Source organism: Arthrobacter sp. Cza30, from assembly GCF_059090765.1.
The window spans coordinates 398,219-417,484 of sequence record NZ_JBNHGA010000003.1; the positions used below are offsets into that span (position 1 = coordinate 398,219).

Annotated in this window: 20 protein-coding genes; 8 read left to right on the forward strand and 12 right to left on the reverse strand. The window is 70.6% G+C overall.

Features of this window, described 5'->3' with window-relative positions:
• The first annotated feature begins 116 nt into the window (after positions 1-116).
• Positions 117-845: an alpha/beta fold hydrolase gene (locus tag AC5RVZ_RS11385; RefSeq protein ID WP_494065866.1), complete on the forward strand. Its 729-nt coding sequence runs from the start codon at positions 117-119 to the stop codon at positions 843-845.
• Between the two features lie 47 nt (positions 846-892).
• Here AC5RVZ_RS11385 and AC5RVZ_RS11390 read toward each other — a convergent pair whose 3' ends face one another.
• Together AC5RVZ_RS11390 and AC5RVZ_RS11395 are read right to left on the reverse strand one after the other, a co-directional pair.
• Positions 893-1,924 carry a Gfo/Idh/MocA family protein gene (locus tag AC5RVZ_RS11390; RefSeq protein WP_494065867.1) on the reverse strand — a complete coding sequence of 344 codons (1,032 nt, stop codon included), beginning with the start codon at positions 1,922-1,924 and terminating at the stop codon, positions 893-895.
• A complete protein-coding gene (locus AC5RVZ_RS11395) occupies positions 1,921-2,931 on the reverse strand; it encodes a Gfo/Idh/MocA family protein (RefSeq protein WP_494065868.1) in 1,011 nt (336 codons plus the stop codon). The genes AC5RVZ_RS11390 and AC5RVZ_RS11395 overlap by 4 nt, the downstream gene beginning before the upstream one ends.
• Positions 2,932-3,122: 191 nt before the next feature.
• Here AC5RVZ_RS11395 and AC5RVZ_RS11400 point away from each other — a divergent pair, with 191 nt between their 5' ends.
• Both AC5RVZ_RS11400 and AC5RVZ_RS11405 read left to right on the forward strand, forming a co-directional pair.
• Entirely contained in the window at positions 3,123-4,781 is a 1,659-nt protein-coding gene (locus AC5RVZ_RS11400) for an FAD-dependent oxidoreductase (RefSeq protein ID WP_494065869.1), read from the forward strand.
• Positions 4,778-5,125, forward strand: a complete 348-nt coding sequence (locus tag AC5RVZ_RS11405; RefSeq protein ID WP_494065870.1) for a UBP-type zinc finger domain-containing protein — start codon at positions 4,778-4,780, stop codon at positions 5,123-5,125. Before AC5RVZ_RS11400 ends, AC5RVZ_RS11405 begins: the two co-directional genes overlap by 4 nt.
• Positions 5,126-5,139: 14 nt before the next feature.
• Here the strand turns inward: AC5RVZ_RS11405 and AC5RVZ_RS11410 are convergent, their stop codons facing one another.
• Positions 5,140-5,397: a hypothetical protein gene (locus AC5RVZ_RS11410; RefSeq protein ID WP_494065871.1), complete on the reverse strand. Its 258-nt coding sequence runs from the start codon at positions 5,395-5,397 to the stop codon at positions 5,140-5,142.
• Positions 5,398-5,575: 178 nt separating this feature from the next.
• Here AC5RVZ_RS11410 and AC5RVZ_RS11415 point away from each other — a divergent pair, with 178 nt between their 5' ends.
• On the forward strand, positions 5,576-5,941 hold the full coding sequence (locus AC5RVZ_RS11415; protein WP_494065872.1) for a DUF7882 family protein: 366 nt from the start codon (positions 5,576-5,578) through the stop codon (positions 5,939-5,941).
• Positions 5,942-5,971: 30 nt separating this feature from the next.
• Here the strand turns inward: AC5RVZ_RS11415 and AC5RVZ_RS11420 are convergent, their stop codons facing one another.
• The 8 genes from AC5RVZ_RS11420 to AC5RVZ_RS11455 form a co-directional block, all read right to left on the reverse strand.
• On the reverse strand, positions 5,972-6,139 hold the full coding sequence (locus tag AC5RVZ_RS11420) for a hypothetical protein (protein WP_494065873.1): 168 nt from the start codon (positions 6,137-6,139) through the stop codon (positions 5,972-5,974).
• A gap of 44 nt (positions 6,140-6,183) precedes the next feature.
• A complete protein-coding gene (locus tag AC5RVZ_RS11425; protein WP_494065874.1) occupies positions 6,184-6,474 on the reverse strand; it encodes a hypothetical protein in 291 nt (96 codons plus the stop codon).
• Positions 6,475-6,541: 67 nt separating this feature from the next.
• Positions 6,542-8,014 (reverse strand): phytoene desaturase family protein, encoded by a 1,473-nt coding sequence (locus AC5RVZ_RS11430; protein WP_494065875.1) that lies wholly within the window; start codon positions 8,012-8,014, stop codon positions 6,542-6,544.
• Entirely contained in the window at positions 8,011-8,511 is a 501-nt protein-coding gene (locus AC5RVZ_RS11435) for an SRPBCC family protein (protein ID WP_494065876.1), read from the reverse strand. Before AC5RVZ_RS11435 ends, AC5RVZ_RS11430 begins: the two co-directional genes overlap by 4 nt.
• Positions 8,512-8,770: 259 nt before the next feature.
• Positions 8,771-8,962, reverse strand: coding sequence for a hypothetical protein (locus AC5RVZ_RS11440; protein ID WP_494065877.1), 192 nt, complete (start codon positions 8,960-8,962; stop codon positions 8,771-8,773).
• A 106-nt stretch (positions 8,963-9,068) separates the two neighbouring features.
• A complete protein-coding gene (locus tag AC5RVZ_RS11445) occupies positions 9,069-10,529 on the reverse strand; it encodes a M20/M25/M40 family metallo-hydrolase (protein WP_494065878.1) in 1,461 nt (486 codons plus the stop codon).
• Between the two features lie 275 nt (positions 10,530-10,804).
• A complete protein-coding gene (locus AC5RVZ_RS11450) occupies positions 10,805-11,722 on the reverse strand; it encodes an arginase family protein (RefSeq protein WP_494065879.1) in 918 nt (305 codons plus the stop codon).
• Between the two features lie 29 nt (positions 11,723-11,751).
• Complete coding sequence (locus AC5RVZ_RS11455) at positions 11,752-12,150, reverse strand: ester cyclase (RefSeq protein ID WP_494065880.1); 399 nt, start codon at positions 12,148-12,150, stop codon at positions 11,752-11,754.
• Between the two features lie 231 nt (positions 12,151-12,381).
• On the opposite strand from AC5RVZ_RS11455, the gene AC5RVZ_RS11460 reads away from it, so the two are divergent.
• Positions 12,382-13,815: an MFS transporter gene (locus tag AC5RVZ_RS11460; RefSeq protein ID WP_494065881.1), complete on the forward strand. Its 1,434-nt coding sequence runs from the start codon at positions 12,382-12,384 to the stop codon at positions 13,813-13,815.
• 39 nt (positions 13,816-13,854) lie between these two features.
• Here the strand turns inward: AC5RVZ_RS11460 and AC5RVZ_RS11465 are convergent, their stop codons facing one another.
• Positions 13,855-15,372 (reverse strand): SulP family inorganic anion transporter, encoded by a 1,518-nt coding sequence (locus tag AC5RVZ_RS11465; RefSeq protein WP_494065882.1) that lies wholly within the window; start codon positions 15,370-15,372, stop codon positions 13,855-13,857.
• 192 nt (positions 15,373-15,564) lie between these two features.
• On the opposite strand from AC5RVZ_RS11465, the gene AC5RVZ_RS11470 reads away from it, so the two are divergent.
• The 3 genes from AC5RVZ_RS11470 to AC5RVZ_RS11480 all read left to right on the forward strand — a co-directional run bounded on the left by AC5RVZ_RS11470 (position 15,565) and on the right by AC5RVZ_RS11480 (position 19,241).
• On the forward strand, positions 15,565-16,596 hold the full coding sequence (locus tag AC5RVZ_RS11470; protein ID WP_494065883.1) for a lactonase family protein: 1,032 nt from the start codon (positions 15,565-15,567) through the stop codon (positions 16,594-16,596).
• Positions 16,597-16,786: 190 nt separating this feature from the next.
• The gene (locus AC5RVZ_RS11475; RefSeq protein WP_494065884.1) at positions 16,787-17,812 is read left to right on the forward strand and encodes a TerC/Alx family metal homeostasis membrane protein; all 1,026 of its coding nucleotides are present in this window, start codon (positions 16,787-16,789) and stop codon (positions 17,810-17,812) included.
• 100 nt (positions 17,813-17,912) lie between these two features.
• On the forward strand, positions 17,913-19,241 hold the full coding sequence (locus tag AC5RVZ_RS11480; protein WP_494065885.1) for a hemolysin family protein: 1,329 nt from the start codon (positions 17,913-17,915) through the stop codon (positions 19,239-19,241).
• Positions 19,242-19,266: the final 25 nt, after the last annotated feature.

Genomic DNA, 19,266 nt, shown 5'->3' on the forward strand with positions numbered 1-19,266 from the left:
GGCCGGCGTCTGCACACGCGCGCGGAGGAGTCAACCCCCTCTGTACCGCGCGCGACATGCGGGACTATTGTGTGCCCACATCCGTGTGTGGTGCCCGCGCGCGGAGGAGGTGCGGATTGGATGTCATCCTCGTCCCCGGACTGTGGCTGGACGCGTCGTCCTGGCGCGATGTGGCCGAGCGGCTCTCCGCGGCGGGTCACCGGCCGCACGCGCTCACCCTCCACGGACTGAATTCGCGCGAGGCGAACCGCCGGGGCATGATGCTCGCCGATCACGTGGCCGAGATCGTCAGCGCGATCGACCGCGCGGGCGGACCGGTGGTCCTCGTGGGGCACGCCGAGTCGTGCGGGCTCGTCCACGCCGCCGTCAACAGGCGCCCCGAGCGCGTCGTGCGGGCGATCTACGTCGGAGGGCTCCCGACGGTCCACGGCGCGCATGTGCTGAGCGGCTTCACGGTGGACGCCAGGGGAACGACGACCAAGACCGCCGGCTACCGCGCGGTGGACCCGAGCCTGGCGGGCCTGTACCGCCGCATGACCGAGAACTCGTCGCACGTGCTGGACGAAGTGCAGCGCCTGACCGACGACCGTCGCTTCGACGTGCCGGTCACGGTCGTCGCCAACGAGTTCACCGCCGACGATGTGCGCCGCTGGATGGCCGCCAACATCGATCCGGCGCGGGAGCTGGTGATGATCCGCGAGGTCTCGCTCGTGGATCTCCCCTCCGGGCACTGGCCGCAGATCGAGCGCCCCGCCGACCTCTCCCGGATCATCCTGGACGCCATCCCGGCATCCGAGCTGCCGCTGGCGAGCACGGGGCCGGCACCGGTCGCCCCAGCTCCCTGAGCGAGCGACCCCCGCCCGCCGGCCCGGAAAGGGAGGCGGATCTCGGGCTACACGCGCGCGGCAGCGGGACGGTGCACGCGGGCGATCGCGCCGGTGGCCGCCGATTCGTAGGCGGCCAGGATGACCCCCAGCACGTCGATGCCCTCGGTGTGCGTCTGGATCGGGCGGCGTCCCTCGCGCACGCACTCGGCGAAGTGCGCCACCTCGGCGCCGAACTCGTGGACCGGCTCGAACGTCTCCGTCACCGGTTCCTCGCCGCGCACCCGCCAGATGAGCGTCGTACCGTCGGAGCTCAGCGACCCCTTCTCCCCGACGAGCGAGAACTTCTCGGTGCCCACGGCCGGCTCGTACGCCCAGCTCGTGGTCACATGACCCACCACGCCGTTGTCGTAGCGCACCAGCACCTGCGCCGAGTCCTCGCCCTCCATGAACGCCAGGCGGTGTCGCGAGAGCATCGCGGCGACCTCCACCGGGATGCCGCCGGCGAAGTGCTGCAGCAGATACAGCGGGTGGTAGCCGGTGTCGATGAGCTCGCCCCCGCCGGAGGTCACAGCCCGGGCCCGCCACCCCATGCTCTCCACCGTGAAGTCGTTGAAGAAGCTGTCGGTCGTGCGCACCTCGTACACGCGCCCGAGCGCCCCACTGTCCACGATCCCCTTCGCGGCGGCGACGGCCGGCTGGAACAGCTGGTTGTGCGCGCACATCAGCGTGATGCCGTTGCGCTCGACCGCGGCCGCGATCGCGTCCGCCTGCTCCATCGTCAGGCACAGCGGCTTCTCGCAGAGCACGTGAAGCCCGGCATCCGCCGCGGCGATCACCGCGTCGGCGTGCAGGTGGTGCGGCAGGCAGATGTCCACCGCGTCCAGGCCGCCGGCGGCGATCATCTCGCGGTAGTCGGCGTGGATGCGCGCGTCGTCGTCGCCGCCCCGACGCTTCTCGGCGCTCTCGCGCACGGGGTCGGCGATGGCGACCAGCCGTACCGACTCGGAATTGCGGCGATACCCCGCCACGTGGGCTCCGGCGATGTCGCCGGCCCCGATCAGCCCGATGCGCACGGGTTGCGCGCCCGTTGCGGTCATGATGTCCTCTTCCCGTCGATGTCGACCGCCCCGCCGGATGCGGCAGCGGCATTGGCGGCGACCACGAACCTCGTCAATTCGATCGCCGCCGTCACGTTCTCGGTCGGATCCGCTTCGCCCCGGATCGCGTCGACCCACAGGTCGAACGGTGCGGGCGCCGTCGCGGTGAGCTCCACGGGCGTCCACGCCTCGTCGCCGAAGCGTCCGCCCTTGACCATGAGCTCCTCGCGTCCGAAGCCGTACAGGAGCGAGGCGCGTGTGCCGCGCACCTCGAAGGCGAAGGCCCCGGGTCGCGTCACGAAGCTGGCCTCGGCGACGCCGAGCGCACCGTCGGTGTACTGCGCCACGACGACGGCGTTGTCCTCGACCTCCCGACCCGTCACGCGACCGTACGCGGCGCTGACCCGGGAGGGCCGGTGTCCGAGGAACCGCTGCACGAGGTAGGCCGGGTGGCAGCCCAGGTCGGCGAACGCGCCGCCCACCGCGGCGACGGGATCGGCGAAGCGCTCCGGCAGCCACTCCCCGATCCAGCCGTCGTGCGCCATGCGCACCCGCGCGTAGGTCACGGCGCCCAGCTCGCCGCCGTCGATGAGGGCGGATGCCGCGAGCACGGGCTGCTCCGACAGCCGGGGCAGCGACACCACCAGCGCGACCCCGGCGTCCCGGGCCTCGCGGGCCAGGGCTTCCGACTCGGCGACCGTCGGAGCGAGCAGCTTCTCGGTGAAGACGTGCTTGCCGGCTCGGATCGCGCGGGTGATCACGTCGGTGTGGTCCGACGTCGCCGTGGTGACCGTGATGCCCTCGACGTCGGGCCGGGCGAGCAGGGCGTCCAGCGAATCGACCTGGTCGACGCCCAGGCGCCGCGCCCCCTCCTGCCCGAGCCCGCGGTCGGCGTCCCATCCGGCGACGACCCTGGTCGCTCCGTGCTCGGTCGCCTGCCGCGCGTAGTCGTCGGCATGCACATGCCAGAAACCGGCGATTCCCACGCCGATGACGTCGTCCGTCACGCTTCGCACTCCTTCGTGTTCGCACTGCTGCGGCGGGGCCGCGTGAGAACGGCGGGCGGCTGCGCCCGAGCCGCCGCCGTCGACGTGTGGCAACGTTACCACACGGCCTCGGGGCATCCCAGTGAGCAGTTCGAGAGGCGGCGGGAATCCGACCGGCACGAAGCGGCGCCATCGGCCTTAGTGTGTTCGCCATGGACTCCCGTGGCCTCGGCACGATCATGGCTCCAGTGCTCTCCGACGCCCAATGGGCGCGACTGACCTCCGCGGCCCAGCCGCAGGACGTCGCGCCCGGCGATTACGTGTTCCGCTCCGGCGAGCGCGACTACCCGATGATCCTCGTCGAATCCGGTGAGGTCGAGGTCGTGCGCGACGCCTTGAGCTGGACGGACGAGGCGGTGCTCGCGGTGTCGGGCGCCGGCTCCTTCATCGGTGAGCTCGGGCTGCTCAACGGCCAGGCCGCGTTCCTGTCCGCGCGCGTGACGAGACCGGGTCGCGTGCTGCGGCTTCCTCGTGAAGAGCTCCGGCGGATCATGAACGAGGACGACCAGCTGTGCGATCTCATCCTGCACGCGCTGTGGGCGCGGCGGGAGTCGCTGCGCCGCGGACCCGCCGCCTTCACGCTGAAGTTCGCCGGGACCGAATCGTCGCAGGAGTACCTCGCGCTGCGCCGCTTCGCCGAGCGGCTGGACCTCGTGCATGCGACGCACACGGTCGAGTCCGACGATCTCGGCGCGCTCGTCGAGCATGGCATCGGAGCCGACGATCTCCCGGTCGCCTTCATCCAGGGAGAGCCGATCCGTCACGCCACTCCGGGAGTCGTCGCCGAACGGCTCGGCCTCAGCTACCAGGGGCAGGCCGAGGACACCGTCGACCTCGTCGTCATCGGCGGCGGTCCGGCCGGCCTCGCCGCGGCGATCTACGGCTCGTCGGAAGGACTGAGCACCGTGCTGCTGGATGCCGTCGCCCCGGGCGGGCAGGCGGCCGCGACGTCGCGCATAGAGAACTTCCTCGGCTTCCCGTTCGGTGTCAGCGGCGGCGAGCTCATCGGGCAAGCCTCGCTCCAGGCCCTCAAATTCGGCGTGCGGCTCTACGCGCCGTGCGAAGCGGTCGCGCTGGAACCGGCCGGTGACGCCATCGATGTCACGCTGGCCGACGGGCGCATCGTTCGCGGTCGCAGCGCCATCGTGACCTCCGGCGCGGCGTACCGCCGACTGGCGCTGGACCGGTGGGAGGACTTCGAGCGCGCCGGGATCTACTATGCGGCCACGCCCCTCGAGATGCGGTCGGTCGCCGAGTCGCCGGTCGTCGTGGTGGGCGGCGCCAACTCGGCAGGGCAGGCATCGCTGTTCCTCGCCGCCAGCGGCTGCCCGGTCCACCTCGTCGTGCGCGGCCGGGACCTCGGCAGCCGGATGTCGTCGTACCTCGTCGACCGGCTGATGGAGGATCCGCGGGTGCAGATCCACACCGAGTCGCACGTGGTGGGGCTCGACGGCGGGCACTCGCTCGAGTCCGTGCGCATCGACACGGTGGGAGAGGTCGACGCGCGAGGGCTCTTCTGCTTCATCGGCGCGGAGCCGGCGACCTCCTGGCTGCCTGCACTGGACCGGGATGCCGACGGCTTCATCCGGACCGGCACCGATCTGACCGCCCCGTCGCTCGCGCAATGGCAAGCTGTCGGCCGCGAGCCGCTGCCCTTCGAGACGTCCACTCCCCGCGTCTTCGCGGCCGGCGACGTGCGACGGGGCTCGATGAAGCGCGTCGCCGCCGCTGTGGGCGAGGGATCCAGCGCCGTCGCGTCCGTCCACCAGGCGCTCACGAGCCTGATCGAGTCGCGGAGCATTCGCGTATGACGGCCGGCATGGACGCGACGGCACCGCCCTCGGGCACCGGCTGCGTCGAGTGCGAGGCGGAAGGCGGATGGTGGTTCCACCTCCGTCGGTGCGCCGCATGCGGCCACGTCGGATGCTGCGACTCGTCCCTCGGCAAGCACGCCTCGGCGCATTTCACGGCCACCGGTCACCGCTATGTGCAGAGCTTCGAACCGGGCGAGGACTGGTACTGGGACTTCGTCGCCCGCGAGCTCCTCGACGGCCCCTCGCTCGCCCCGCCCGCCAGTCGCCCGGAGTCCCAGCCGTCTCCTGGTCCGCGTGGCCGGGTCCCCGGCAACTGGCGTGCACTTCTCGCACACCCGTGACGACCACTCGGCGATCAGCGCTCCGGCAGCCACCAGTCGATGTCGAGATCGCTCACCGGGTCGCCCGCCTCTTCCGGCTCGTCCGGCACGTCCATCGTCTCGATGACGACGGTGGTCGCGGCGGTGACCAGGACCTCGATCTGGCGTCGGTCGTTCACGCGCAGCGGCACGAGGGCTCCTCCCGCGCGGACCGCTTCCACCAGTGCACCGCGGAATCCGTCGATCTCCCCCTGGACTGCAATCTCCTCGCCGTTCACGACCACGCGATGCATCACCGGCACCATCGACTCCCTCCCGCGACTTCTCCTCACCACTCAACGCCGCGCGGAACAGCCCGTGTACCCCGTTGCGACGAGCAGGGACCAGTGGTAACCCCGCCCACCGCGTGAAGCGTCCGAGCCTCGCGCGTATGCTCGGATCCGCGAGAAACGTGATTCCGAAGGAACACCTGTGGGAACGATCTACTACGGCGACGCGGCGACGCCGATCCACATCGAGGACCGCGCGCTGGCGCATGTCAAGGTCGTCATCGCCACCAAGCTGCGGCGCAACGAGAGCTTCACGCTTTCGTGGCGGCATCCGGAGGGCGAGCCGACCGGTCGCTCCACGATCTGGCTCCACCCGTCGATCCCGCTGCGCTTCGTCTTCGACGATCCGGAGCCGGCGGAACTGAACCGCGCGTGGATCGAGCAGCTGGCCCAGTCGGCCACCACGTCGGGCGGCATCGCGCTCGTTCCCGAGCACCTCGGTGGCCCGGCTGCCGTCGATGCGGCCGGTCACGCGGCGCGTGAGGGCGCCGCGCAGCCGACCGCCTGACCGCGTCCGCAGGACTGAGCGCGCAGGCGCTCAGGCCTGCTCGTCTTCCTCCGGCTCGAAGGTCGACGGCTCTCCGGTGAAGCCGGCCGCCACGCCGTTCGGGTCGTCGGGGATCGTGCCGTCCTGGCCGAGTCCCCCTTGCTTCTCATCGCCGTCGAGGTCGTTCTCGCGCGACGGATCGGCGTCGGATCGTTCCACGGTCGTCTCCTCTCGTCGGATGTGTCGTGCGTCCCCGGATCCGGTCACGCGTCCCGGCCGGGCAGGTTGAGCTCGCCCGGATCCACGTCGACATCGCCGGTGTCGTCGGGGCCTCCCGTGCCGGGCACGGCACGGATCGCGTCGGCGTCGATGTCGTCGTCGACGCCGTCAGGCAGCGGGTCGCGCTGCTTCTGCGCCGTCTCGGTCTCGCTGGCCGGGCTGTAGCTCATGTCCTTGCGGAGCTGCTCCTGCTCCGACAAGCCGGTGCGAGTAGGCGGCTTCGGCAGCTCGTCCATCTCGCCGGCGGCGAAGCGCGTCTTGTCATCGGGGTTCATGCTCCGACGCTAGAAGCCGGTCTCGGCGGCTTTCACCCCCTTGACATGCGGCATGACGACGACTCGCCTACCCGCGCGGCGACAGGTCGGGAAGGGCGCCGGTGCCGAACTCGTGGCGCAGCGCGCTCAGTGCGGCGAACCAGCCCACGAGGCCATGCACCCCGGGACCGGGCGACGCCGATGCCGACGCGAGGTAGATCCCCGGGATGGGCGTCCGCCACGGGTCCGGGCTCAGCACGGGGCGGCGCACCAGCTGAACCAGATCCGGGGCCCCGGCGCCGATGTCGCCGCCGGGGTAGTTGGGATTGTGCTGCTCGACCTCGACGGCGCTGCGGGAGCTGGTCGCGACGATCGTGTCCCGGAAACCCGGCGCGAAGCGCTCGATCTGCGCGATGACCGCCTCCGCCCGGTCGGCGTCGCTTCCGGCCGGCACATGGGTGTAGGTCCAGAGCGTGTGCATGCCCGCCGGTGCCCGCTGGGGATCGAAGAGCGAGGGCTGGGCCACCAGCACGTACGGCCGCTCCGGGAGTCGCCCGCGGTTCACATCGTTCTCGGCCGCGGCCATCTCGGCCCTGGTTCCGCCGACGTGCACGGTGCCGGCTCGACGCACCTCGGCGTTCGTCCATGGCACCGGCTCGCTGAGCGCGAAGTCGACCTTCGCGACTCCTCCGCCGTAGCGGAAGCGCTCGAGCGCCCTCCGGTAGCGCGCCGGCATCCGATCACCGGCGAGTCGCAGCAGCGCACGCGGAGTGACGTCCAGCAGCGTCGCGCGCGCCGGCGGCAGGTCGCGCAGCGACGTCACCTCGTGCTCGAGCACCACCTCGCCCCCGTGCGCGCGGAGGTCGTCCACCATCGCGTCGACGATGGCCTGACTGCCCCCGATCGGGATCGGCCAGCCCTCCGCGTGCGCGTATGCCGCCAGAGCCAGGCCGGCTCCGGATGCCGCGAGACTCGGCTGCCGCAGGATGGTGTGCGCGGCGACCCCGGTGAGCATCGCGGGGGCGGCGTCTTCTCGGAATCGTGCGTTCCACAGGGGCCCGCCCTGCTCGAGCGCGCGCAGGCCGAACCGGATCACCGTGAGGGGATCCGGCGGCACGCGCACGAGAGACGACCCCGTGAACTCGGCGACCTCGGTCGCCTGGTCGGCGAGCGGCCGCATCAGTCGTTCGTACGCGCGGCCGTCCACGCCCAGCTCGTCGCGGGTGCGCTCGAGATCCCGGTACGCGATGCCCGCGCGGCCGCCGTCGAGCGGCTGCGCGAACGACACCTCGGGAACCGCGAACGACACCCGCCGTCGCAGCCCGAACTCGCGGAAGAAGCGGGATTCGAAGGCCAGGGGATGCACGGCCGAGCAGACGTCGTGGAGGAAGCCCGGGATCGTCAGCTCGCGTGACGCGGCGCCGCCGCCCGGCTGGTCGGCGCGTTCGTACACCCGCACGCGCAGCCCCGCCCGGGCCAGGGTCACCGCGGCCGCGAGGCCGTTGGGGCCGGCGCCGACGATGACGGCGTCGAGTTCGCCGGCGCGCGAGGGATCGGTCATCGCGCCGACGCTTCTCTGCGCCCGGACAGCTCCTGCTCCGCGGTCGTCGGCTCGGTCCCGGGGGTGCCCGTTCCCTCGGCGAGGTAGGCCAGGCGGTGCAGCGTCTCGGCGTTGCGCCAGTGCAGCAGGAGGTCCAGGAGCGGAGCCGGAACGAGTCGACCCGGTCCGGCGACCGCCTCCTCCTGCAGGCGCACCACGCTGCCGTCGCCGCGCGGCTTGACGTCGATGGTCACGCGGGCTTCACCGATCGGCCAGCCCCGCGCGCGCATGACGAGGCGCCTCGGCGGGTCGTACGCCTCCACGACGGTGGCGTCGTCGATGAGGACGGGCCAGACGCCGAAGGAGTGGTGCAGGCGCGCGCCCGTGGCGGGCCAGTGCGCGTCGACCTCGCGCATCCGCGAGGCTCCCACGACCCACGACGGGTAGAGCCAGCCGTCCCCGAGGACGCGGAAGACGTCGTCGGGGGTGCAGTGAAGCAGCCTCACGTTGCGGGACATGCCCCTCCTCGCTCGCGACGATCGGTGCCGGCATCCGCTCGGGACGGCTGCACCCCGGTGTGGTCACCACGATAGAGCGGGAGGATGCCTTCGCCGAGGCCGTTGCGCCGCGGGTGCCGACTATGCCAGGACCGGATGGGTCAGCGCCGGTGGCGCCCCTGCTTCTTCTACGACGCCCTGCTCGGCGCCTGTCTCGCCAATGCCGAGGACACGTTCGCCCACACCTTCGCCCGGTCGTCGTGACGGGCGGGCCGCGGCCTCATGCCTCGTGAAGCACGTCCGCCGAGTACTGCTTCACCTCTCCGTCGTCGAGCATGACGGTGTAGACATCGATCTCGTCCTCGAGACCGACCTCGAAATGCTGACGCGGAAACGAGTCGGGCGGACCCAGGACTCTCGCGGTCGCACCGGTCGGCGTGCGGACCCGCTCCCCGCTCATGAAGATGATCATTGGAGAAGGATCGGGCACCGGGATTTCTGCGTCTGGACCCTTGACAAAGGCGGGCGTCGACAGTCGCCGCGCCGCGGCCGACGCCGACGAATAGACCGCGGATCGGTCATGACGAGAGATCGTCCCTCGTCAGCTCGCCCAGCTGCGCCCACAGGTGGGCGACGGATGCGGCACCGCCGTGCAGCATCCGCAGGTCGATGCTCTCGTCACTGGCGTGCCAATGGTCCTCGGGCAGGCCCGTGCCCAGGAACAGGATGGGCGCGCCGAACATGCGCACGAGCAGGTCGGCGGGTCCGCCGCCGGCATTGCCGACACGGGCGACCCCGTGGCGTCCGAAGCCGGCGGCGACCGCTCGGTCGAGGGCGCCGAACGCCGCGCCGCGCGGCGTGACGTAGGGATCCTGTCCGGTGTCGACGTCCACCTCGAGCGAATAGGACACGGTGTCGGGGACGACCCGTGCCACGAACGCACGCAGCTGCTCGGCGACGGCTTCCACGCGCTGGTCCGGCACCGTCCGGATGTTCAACGTCGCCTGCGCGAGGGAGGGGATGACCGCGCGCGGCAGACCCGCCGGGTCTCCTGCCAGCAGGGAGAGCACCTCCAGCGACGGCCGTGCCCACAGCCGCTCCTTGACCGAATAGCCGCTCTCTCCCGTGATGCTGCGCGTCTCCGTTCGAGCGACCCAGCTCTGCTCGTCGAACGGGACCTCGTCCAGCTCGGCCTGACGCTCGCCGGTGACCGGCGCGACGTCGTCATAGAAGCCGGGCAGGGCGATGCGGTCCCCGTCGTCATGCAGAGCGCTGAGCACGTCGGCGAGCACGTGCGCGGGGTTGGGAGCCGAACCCGAGGCGGTCCCGCTGTGGACGTCCCGCTCCGGACCGGTGATCGACAGCGATGCCGTGAGGATGCCGCGCATCGAGGTCACGATCCCCGGCTCATCGGTGCTCCACTGCACAGTGTCCGAGAACACGATCACGTCGCATCGGAACTGCTCGCGACGCTCCTGGAGCAGCTGCTCCAGGTGAGGCGACCCGCTCTCCTCCTCGCCCTCGACGAGGTACTTGAGGTTCACTGCCGGGCGGTCCCTCCCGGTCGCGGCGAGGTGGGCGCGCAGACCCCACAGGTGCGCCACGACCTGACCCTTCGCGTCGGACGCGCCCCGCCCGTACAGACGTCCTCCCTCGAGGATCGGCTCGTAGGGCGAGGTCACCTGCCATTGCTCGGGCTTCGCGTCGCGGACGTCGTGGTGGCTGTACACCAGGACGGTGGGAAGGGCCGGATCGACCATCCACTCGCCGTACACGGCGACCGCGTCCCCCGTCTGGTACAACGTGCTCGACAGCCCTGCGCTGCGCATCTGCTCGGCCAGCCACCGCGCGGACCGCAGCACATCGGACGTGCGATCCGGATCGGCCGCCACCGACGGGATCCGCACCCACGCCGACAGGTCGTCGACCATGAGCGCAGCGGAATCGGCGAGGAACGAGGACACCGGGTCCGTGTCGGCTGTGGCGCCCGCCGGATCGACGGACGGCGGGGTATCGGTCCGTGACGCCGCCGTGGTCATGAGAGGCCGCCTGTCCAGCGAGCCTCGGCGAAGACGATGGGTCCATCACCCGGAGCCGCCGTGCGTCGCCTCGCAGGCGGACGTTGCACCGACTCCCGCTTCACCGAGCCGTTGGACATCCGTACCCCCTCCTCCGGCGCCGGCTTCGGCGCCCGGTCGGAACTCCGCCCACCATGCGGCCAGGCCCCTACCCGAAGGATGGGGATTGACCCGGGAAGCGGCCCGGGGTATTGGACCGGGTCAGAGGTCGGGCTGGCCGCTCACGCCGGACGTCGTCACGAACCCGAGCCGCGCCGCGTGCCGGTTCCGGCGAGCCCGGCGACCACGATGTCGACGAGAGCGGCCGCGTAGCGCCCGTCGGGGTCGAGGTCGGGGTCGAACACCGTGACGGATGCCCCGATCGCGGCCGGAGCCAGCAGCGAGAGCAGGTCGACGAGCTCGCTCGGACTCCACCCTCCTGGATCCGGACTGTCCACGGCGGGCATCCAGTGAGGATCCAGGACGTCCACGTCGACCTGCAGCCAGTACCCCGACGGGCCGGAGGTCCGCATCACGTCGTCGGCGACCGCATGCATCCCCGCCTCGCGGGCGCGGCGGGCCGGAACGAGGAGTCCGAGGAGGCTTGCGGCCTCGGGGAGATGCTCGTCGTCGTCACGGCATCCCACGTGGGACGTCCGCGAGGCGCTGAAGTACGGCCCGCGTCCGTCGATGTCGGCGAGGGCCGGCTGGTGCCGCCCGACGGCCGCCGCCAGATCCTCACCTGCGACGCTCGCGCATCGGTCGCTGTTGCCCGGATGCCGGAAGTCGGTGTGCCCGTCGACATGGACGAGGCCTGCGCCGCCCGGGATCCGGCTCATGGCCGGGCCGACGCCGAGCAGCAGGCTGCAGTCCCCGCCGATGACGAGCGGGACGTCGCCGCGATCGAGGATCGCCGAGAGCCGGCCGGAGAGGCGGCGGGAGTGCTCGACGATCGCGTCCTGGTTCCGCACTCGCCCGCTCGGCCGCGACCGATCGTCGTTGACGTAGCGTCCCGGCAGGACCACTCCGGCGTCGACGGCGCCTCGGGCGATGAGCCTGCGGTGCAGACCGGCGTCGCGCAGCGCTTCGGGCGCCTTGCCGGCGCCGGGGACGCCGCCCGGTTCGGGCGGTCGAAGACCCAGATTCGTCGGCGCCGAGAGCAGTGCGAGAGCCATGAGTCCGCATCCTGCCGCATGGGGCCGGCTCAGGGCACCTTCCCGAGCTGTGTGAGCAGCTCGAGATCGTCGGTCACCCCCGAGGACTCAGCGATGCGGCCGCCGTCGAGGCGGTACATCGCGAACTCTGCGATGTTGACGTGCCGTCTGGTGGGTGCGATCCCGCGGAAGAGGCCCGCGTGCGTGCCGCTGCCCCGAAGATGCACGGCGAGGCGATCGTCCTCGGCGATGAGCTGGATGCGCCGCCACCGCCAGTCCGGGAACGCATGGAAGAGGTCGGCCATGTCGGTGATCCAGGCATCCGCACCGCCGGGGAGGTGCGCCCGCCGCACCGCCGGGTGCACGAACGCACGGATCGCGTCGAGATCGTGGCGATTGCATGCGTCGAGGTACTCGGCGTGCCACTCGCGCATCTCCCACGGCTCCACCTGCTCATTATCGGCGGGGCGCGAGCGGCCGGGCTCGACAGCCGCCGGCCGAGCTGGCGGTGCTCCGCACCTGGGGGCCGCATCCGGACGCCTTGCAGTCCGCCTGGGCGGCGACGGCCACCGAGTGGTTCCCGACAGCCACGTGCGACCTGTGGCTGCCGATGGAGCGCGTCTGATGATGGCAGAGCCGTTCAGGGCGACCTCGCCCGGACCGGTATCATCGCCGACAGCATGTCTGAGCACCGCAATCCCGCGCTCGTGCTGACCCTTGTCGCCGCTCAGCTCGTGGTCATGCTCGACTCGAGCATCCTCAACGTCGCGCTTCCGTCGATCGCGGCCGACCTCGACCTCACCGCCACCGGAACGGCGTGGGTGCTCAACGCGTACTTCCTGACGTTCGGGGGGCTGCTGCTGGTGTCGGGGCGGGCCGCCGACGTCTTCGGACGGCGCCGTCTGTTCCTCAGCGGCACCGCGGTCCTCGTCGTCGGCTCGCTTCTCGGTGCGCTGGCGGACACCGAGGCGCTGCTCGTGACCGCGCGTCTACTCCAGGGCGCGGGAGCGGCGATGCTGAGCCCTGCCGCGATGTCGGTGATCCTCGCGCGCTTCACCGGGCCGGCACGCACGCGGACCATGAGCTGGTGGGGTGCGGCCTCCACGATCGGCGGCGCGGCCGGCGTCAGCGTCGGGGGGCTCCTCACCGCGGGCTTCGGCTGGCAGAGCGTGATGCTCGTCACCGCCGCCATGTCCGCCGCGAACGGCGTCGCCGGCTGGATCACCCTGCCCCGAGACATCGCGGGCGCCCGACGACGTTTCGACGCGGCCGGCGCGGGCCTGCTCACGGCAGCTGCGATCGCGGTCGTGTTCGCCGTCCTGAGGGCACCGCACGCGGGGATCGCCTCCGTTCAGGTGCTGCTTCCCGGCGCCCTGGCGATCGCCGCCGTCGTGGCGTTCGTCTTCGTCGAGCGTCGCAGCGCGGACCCCGTGCTGCCCCTGCCGGCGCTGCGTGACCCGAGGGTCGCCGGCGGAATCGTGGTGAACATGCTCGGCGGCGCGGCGCGCATCGCGTGCTTCGTCCTCGTCGCTCTCCTCATGCAGCAGGTGCTCGAGTACGGCCCCGCGACGGCCGGGCTGGCGATGCTTCCGACCTCGCTCGCCGGCTTCGCAGTCAGCACCATGCTCCTTCCCCGGGCGCTCGCGCGCCTGGGACCCGAGAAGGTCGCCCTCCTGGGCCTCGCGATGCTCGTCGTCGCCCACGCCCTCTTCGCCTCCCTGGACGTCGGCGTCCCGTACCTGTGGCGCGTGCTTCCGGTCCTTCTCATCGCCGCCACGGGAGTCGCCTTCAGCTTCACGCCGACGACGCTCGTCATCGCCGACGGCATGACGGCGCGCAACGCCGGCGTGAGCTCAGGCCTGGCCTCGTCGACGGCGCAGATCGGCGGTGCGATCGGCATCGCCGTGTTCGGCGCGATCGATGCGGTCAACCGCGCGGCAGCCTTGACCGCCGGCGGAAGCGCACAGGCTGCCGCCCACTCCGGCCTCTCCGCCGCCCACCTCGCGGCGGCCGCCTCCGCCGCCGTCGCCGCGATCGTCGCCATCGTGCTGTTCCCCGCCGTGCGACGGATGCTGACCGGGCGCCGGAGCGCCGACACCACGTCGGGGACGTAGCGGTCGCGAGGCGTCAGTGCGTCCGGGAGCGCTCGGGCGTCAGTGGCCGGCGTCGACTCCGCCGCTCAGGCGGCCATGGAAGGCGGCCGTCGCCTCGTTCATGCCCTCGAACACGACCGTCTTCCCGAGGCGTTCGTACTTCGTCTGGATGGCATCGAGCGCCGCAACGGTGGAGGCGTCCCACACGTGCGAATCCCTCATGTCGATCACGACCCGTTCCGGGTCGAGCGTGTACTCGAACTGGGTGGTGAGGTCGTTGCTCGACGCGAAGAACAGCTCCCCGTTCACCGTGTACCGCACGGGACCCTCCCCCTCGGGAAGCCGCCGCGTGACGGTCGTGAAGTGCGCGACCCGCCGCGCGAACAGCAGCATGGCGGCGATCACCCCCACGCCGACGCCGATCGCGAGGTTGTGGGTCCACACGGTCACCGCGACGGTGACCACCATCACGAGCGTCTCGCTCCGCGGCATCCGCTTCAGGGTGCTCGGACGGATGCTGTGCCAGTCGAAGGTCGCGACCGACACGACGATCATGACGGCGACCAGCGCGGCCATCGGGATGACGGCCACGACGTCGCCGAGGACGAGTACGAGGATCAGGAGGAAGACGCCGGCGAGGAAGGTGGAGATCCGCGTGCGGGCGCCGGATGCCTTGACGTTGATCATCGTCTGTCCGATCATCGCGCAGCCGCCCATGCCCCCGAACAACCCCGAGAGCACGTTGGCGACACCCTGGCCCCACGCCTCCCTTGTCTTGCGGGAATGGGTGTCGGTGATGTCGTCGACGAGCTTCGCCGTCATCAGCGATTCCAGAAGCCCGACCACCGCCATCGCTGCCGCGTACGGCGCGATGATGCCGAGGGTCTCCCCTGTGAGGGGCACACTCGGGAGGAGCAGCTCGGGCAGGCTCTCGGGCAGCTCGCCCTGATCGCCCACGGTCGGCACGTTGAGCCCGAAGACGACCGCCGCCGCGGTGAGGAGCACGATCGCGATCAGCGGTGCGGGCACGACCCTCGTCAATCGCGGCATGACGTACAGGATCAGCAGCCCGACGACCACGAGCGGGTATACGAGCCACGGCACGCCGATCAGCTGCGGGAGCTGCGAGATGAAGATCAGGATGGCCAGCGCGTTGACGAAGCCGACCATGACGCTGCGCGGGATGAACCGCATGAGCTTGGCCACCCCGAGCACGGCCAGCACGATCTGGATGAGGCCTCCGAGGATGACGGTGGCGATGAAGTAGTCGATCCCGTGCTCTCGGGCCACCGGCGCGATGACCAGCGCGATCGCTCCGGTAGCGGCGGTGATCATCGCCGGGCGGCCGCCGAGGAAGGCGATGGCGACGGCCATGATGAAGGACGAGAACAGGCCCAGGCGCGGATCGACACCGGCGATGATCGAGAACGCGATCGCCTCGGGGATGAGGGCGATCGCCACCACGAGCCCCGCCAGCACCTCGCGGGTGAGGATGCGGGGACTGCGCAGGGCCTGCAGCACCGTCGGCTCGATGCGGTATCGGCTGGGAGAGTCCGGAGCCGTCGTGGCAGCGGTCATGGCGTTCCTTCTGGTCGGCGAGCACGCTCGCGGGAAGGCGCACCGTTGCGCCGAGCGGGATGATCGATCGGGGGGGAGTTGGGGTGTCCGAGAGACGGACGCGAAGACTAGAACCCTAACGCTAGCTCGCGGCTCGGTGAGCGCTCGTCAAGGGCCGATGGTGAACTGCGGGTGCCGCATACGATCGGGGGCATGACGGAAGCCGCGCTCGTTCTGGTCGCCAACGCTGCCGATGGCAGCATCAGCACGTTCAGGTTCTCGGAGGGCGCGCTCGAGCGACGGGCCGTCACCGAGGGGCTCGAGGGATGCTCCACCTTTGTCGTCGACGGGTCCCGCGATCTCGTCTATGCCGCAGTGAAGGGCGAGCCCGCCGGCATCGTCACCCTTCGGATCGATCGAGCGACGGGGCGGCTCGAGCCGCTCTCACGCCGCGATCTACCTGACGGCGGCATGAACTATCTCGCTCTCGCGCGCGACGGGGCGGTGCTGCTCGGAGCGTCGTACGGCGGCGGCTACGGCATCAGCTGCGCCATCGCCGAGGACGGTGTCGTCGGCGGGCCGGTCTCGCGCATCGAGTTCCCCAACCTGCACTCCGTGCTGCCCAGCACGGACGGCCGTTTCGCCTACTTCGTCTCGCTCGGCGCCGACCTCCTGGCGCAGTACGCCCTCGCCGACGACGCCAGCCTGCGACCGCTGCAGCCGGCCACCGTGGCCGCACCCGCCGGGAGCGGGCCGCGGCACCTGGTGCTGAACGGGGCGCAGGACACCGTCTACGTCCTCACCGAGTTCTCCGCAGAGATCCTGCGCTTCGCGCGCGACGCCGACACCGGGATGCTGGAGTTCCGGGACGCGGTGAGCACGGTCGATCCGACCGCCGGCCTCGGTCGCAGCCGGTTCGGCGCCGACCCGAAAGCGGAGCACCTGATCTGGGGAGCGGATCTGCACATCGATCCGCAGGGCCGGTGGCTGTGGGTGTCCGAGCGCACCGAGAGCAGCCTCGCCGCCGCGCCGATCGCGGCGGACGGCTCGGTGTCGGCGCCGCGGACGCACATCTCGACCGAGCCGCAGCCTCGGGGTTTCGCGCTCAGCCCCGACGGCGCGCACCTGGTCGCGGCCGGCGAGCGCTCAACGACCGTCAGCCTCTACGCCGTGACCGGCGACCAGCTCGAGCTCCTGCAGCGCGCCGAGACCGGAGCGGGCGCGAACTGGGTGCGCTTCGTCTGAGCTCCGGTCGGATCATTCGGCGACTTCTCAGGAAGCAGGTTCACGCGTCCCGTAGTCTCCGAAGTCCAAGGGGAGTACTCCGGCGCGGTCGACTCGTCATTCCGGATGCGATGAGCATCCCGGGTCACCGGTCCCGTACGGGATGGAGAAGACTTTGGCGTCCTTCGTCACGCCAAGTCTGGAGCGCCCGTTGCACATCACACCTCTTGTCTGGGTCCTCACGATCGCTGTCACGATCGCCTTCTTCGTCTACGAGTTCTTCGCGCACGTCCGCAGACCACACGAGCCGACGATCGGCGAGTCGGCGCGATGGTCGGCCTTCTACATCGGACTGGCCCTGCTGTTCGGTGTCGGCATCGGCATCTTCTCGGGATGGACGTACGGTGGCGAGTACTTCGCCGGCTATCTGACCGAGAAGGCGCTGTCGATCGACAACCTTTTCGTCTTCCTCATCGTCATGACCGGTCTGGCCGTCCCGAAGATCTATCAGCAGAAGGTGCTGATGATCGGCATCGTCATCGCGCTGATCCTGCGCGGGATCTTCATCGCGGTCGGCGCCGCCCTCGTCGAGAACTTCTCCTGGATCTTCTACCTCTTCGGAGCGCTGCTGCTCTTCCTCGCCTATCGTCAGGCGTTCGCGCACGGCGAGAGCGATCCGTCACGCGGGCGCTTCATGCAGTTCGTCCGTCGGCACCTCGCCGTGACCGACGAGTACCACGGCGACCGCCTGACGGTCCGCAAAGGCGGACGCCGCTTCGTCACGCCGATGCTGCTGACGATCGTCGCGATCGGGTTCGTCGATCTGATCTTCGCCGTCGACTCGATCCCCGCCATCTACGGACTCACCGAGCAGGCGTACATCGTCTTCACGGCCAACGCGTTCGCGCTGATGGGACTGCGTCAGCTGTACTTCCTCATCGGCGGCCTTCTCGAGCGCCTGGTCTACCTCGCCCAAGGTCTGGCGGTCATCCTCGCCTTCATCGGCGTCAAGCTCGTCCTGCACGCGATGCATGTGAACGAGCTGCCCTTCATCAACGGCGGCGAGCCCATCCTGTGGGCGCCGGAGATCCCGATCTGGTTCTCCTTGCTGTTCATCGCGGCGACGATCGCCGCTGCCACGACGGCCAGCCTGCTCAGGACCCGCCGCAGCGGCCACGCCGCATCCGACGTCTCCTCCCGCCCCCTTTCCACCGACACGCACAAGGAACACCCGTGACCCACCGACCCCGTGCAGACGCGTCCCCTGACCCCGACAGTCCCAGCGCCCGATGTCCGTCGGGCGCCGGCACCGCCCACTGTGAGGAGCTCGTTCGTCGATGAGCGACCTCCTGTGGAACATCACCCTCGTCGTCGTGTTCGTCCTGGTCGGCGGCGTTTTCGCGGCAACCGAGATGGCCCTGGTCACGCTTCGGGAGAGCCAGATCAACACCATCGCGGCGCGCGGTCGCCGCGGTGAGAAGGTCGCCGGACTCGCCCGCAATCCGAACACGTTCCTCTCGGCGGTGCAGATCGGCGTGACGGTCGCCGGTTTCGCCTCCGCGGCCTACGGCGCCACTTCGATCGCGCCGTCCGTCGCCCCCTTGTTCGAGCTGTGGGGCGTTCCGGAACAGCTGGCCTCCACGATCGCCACCGTCCTGCTGACCCTGCTGATCGCGTACCTTTCCCTGGTGCTCGGCGAGCTCGTGCCCAAGCGCCTCGCCATACAGCGCAACGCGCAGTTCGCCTACGCTGTCGCGCCCGTGCTCGATGGGTTCGCAACCGTGATGCGTCCGGTCATCTGGCTGCTCTCGGTGTCCACCAACACGATGGTCCGGCTGCTCGGGGGCGATCCGCACAAGACCGCCGACGAACTCACCGAGGAGGAGTTCCGCGACATCGTCGCGACCCAGCAGGGACTGCCGGACGACGAGAAGCGGATCCTCGACGATGTGCTGTCACTGCGGGGACGGCAGATCAGCGAAGTGATGCGCCCGCGCCCCGAGGTCGTCGCGCTCGACGAGACGTCGACGATCGCCGAGGCGGTGGCTCAGGTGCGCGAACTCCCGTTCTCGCGGTATCCCGTGGCGGACAAGTCGATCGACGACATCACCGGCTTCCTCCATGTGCGCGACCTCTTCGAGGCGGCCGCCGAGAACCCGGGCGGGCCCGTGGAGCGACTCGTCCGGCCCATCTCGTACCTCCCATCGACAGCGCGGGTGCTGCCGATCCTTACTCGTATGCGCGCGGACGGCCACCACATCGCCGTCGTCGTGGACGAGTACGGCGGAACCGACGGCATCGTGACCTTGGAAGACCTGGTCGAGGAGGTCGTCGGCGAGATCTTCGACGAGTACGACACCGCCGCCGGTCCCGCGAGCGCGGACGACGTCCTCGACGGCCGACTGAACCTTCAGGACTTCGAAGAGATCACCGGCTTGTCGCTGCCGCGGGGCTCCTCCGACACGATCGGCGGATTCGTCACGGAGCAGCTCGGCCGACTCGCGGTCGTCGGCGACTCGGTGGAGGTTCCGGGCGCGGCGATCCAGGTCACCGCCCTCGATCGCCGCCGCATCGCAGGCGTGAGGGTCGTTCAGCGCCCGGAAACGGCCGGCGACGAAGGAAGCCCTGCTGCCGCGGATAGCACTCGACCCATGAAAACGAGATGAGTCGTCGCGGCTGAGTACGACGCGA

Excerpts from the sequence above, each read along its gene's own strand:
- AC5RVZ_RS11460 (WP_494065881.1), top strand. The coding sequence starts at position 12,382 with ATGTCTGAGCACCGCAATCCCGCGCTCGTGCTGACCCTTGTCGCCGCT.
- AC5RVZ_RS11450 (WP_494065879.1), bottom strand. The coding sequence starts at position 11,722 with ATGGCTCTCGCACTGCTCTCGGCGCCGACGAATCTGGGTCTTCGACCG.
- AC5RVZ_RS11445 (WP_494065878.1), bottom strand. The coding sequence starts at position 10,529 with ATGACCACGGCGGCGTCACGGACCGATACCCCGCCGTCCGTCGATCCG.
- AC5RVZ_RS11465 (WP_494065882.1), bottom strand. The coding sequence starts at position 15,372 with ATGACCGCTGCCACGACGGCTCCGGACTCTCCCAGCCGATACCGCATC.
- AC5RVZ_RS11480 (WP_494065885.1), top strand. The coding sequence starts at position 17,913 with ATGAGCGACCTCCTGTGGAACATCACCCTCGTCGTCGTGTTCGTCCTG.
- AC5RVZ_RS11435 (WP_494065876.1), bottom strand. The coding sequence starts at position 8,511 with ATGTCCCGCAACGTGAGGCTGCTTCACTGCACCCCCGACGACGTCTTC.
- AC5RVZ_RS11400 (WP_494065869.1), top strand. The coding sequence starts at position 3,123 with ATGGACTCCCGTGGCCTCGGCACGATCATGGCTCCAGTGCTCTCCGAC.
- AC5RVZ_RS11430 (WP_494065875.1), bottom strand. The coding sequence starts at position 8,014 with ATGACCGATCCCTCGCGCGCCGGCGAACTCGACGCCGTCATCGTCGGC.
- AC5RVZ_RS11405 (WP_494065870.1), top strand. The coding sequence starts at position 4,778 with ATGACGGCCGGCATGGACGCGACGGCACCGCCCTCGGGCACCGGCTGC.
- AC5RVZ_RS11390 (WP_494065867.1), bottom strand. The coding sequence starts at position 1,924 with ATGACCGCAACGGGCGCGCAACCCGTGCGCATCGGGCTGATCGGGGCC.
- AC5RVZ_RS11425 (WP_494065874.1), bottom strand. The coding sequence starts at position 6,474 with ATGAACCCCGATGACAAGACGCGCTTCGCCGCCGGCGAGATGGACGAG.
- AC5RVZ_RS11470 (WP_494065883.1), top strand. The coding sequence starts at position 15,565 with ATGACGGAAGCCGCGCTCGTTCTGGTCGCCAACGCTGCCGATGGCAGC.
- AC5RVZ_RS11410 (WP_494065871.1), bottom strand. The coding sequence starts at position 5,397 with ATGCATCGCGTGGTCGTGAACGGCGAGGAGATTGCAGTCCAGGGGGAG.
- AC5RVZ_RS11440 (WP_494065877.1), bottom strand. The coding sequence starts at position 8,962 with ATGATCATCTTCATGAGCGGGGAGCGGGTCCGCACGCCGACCGGTGCG.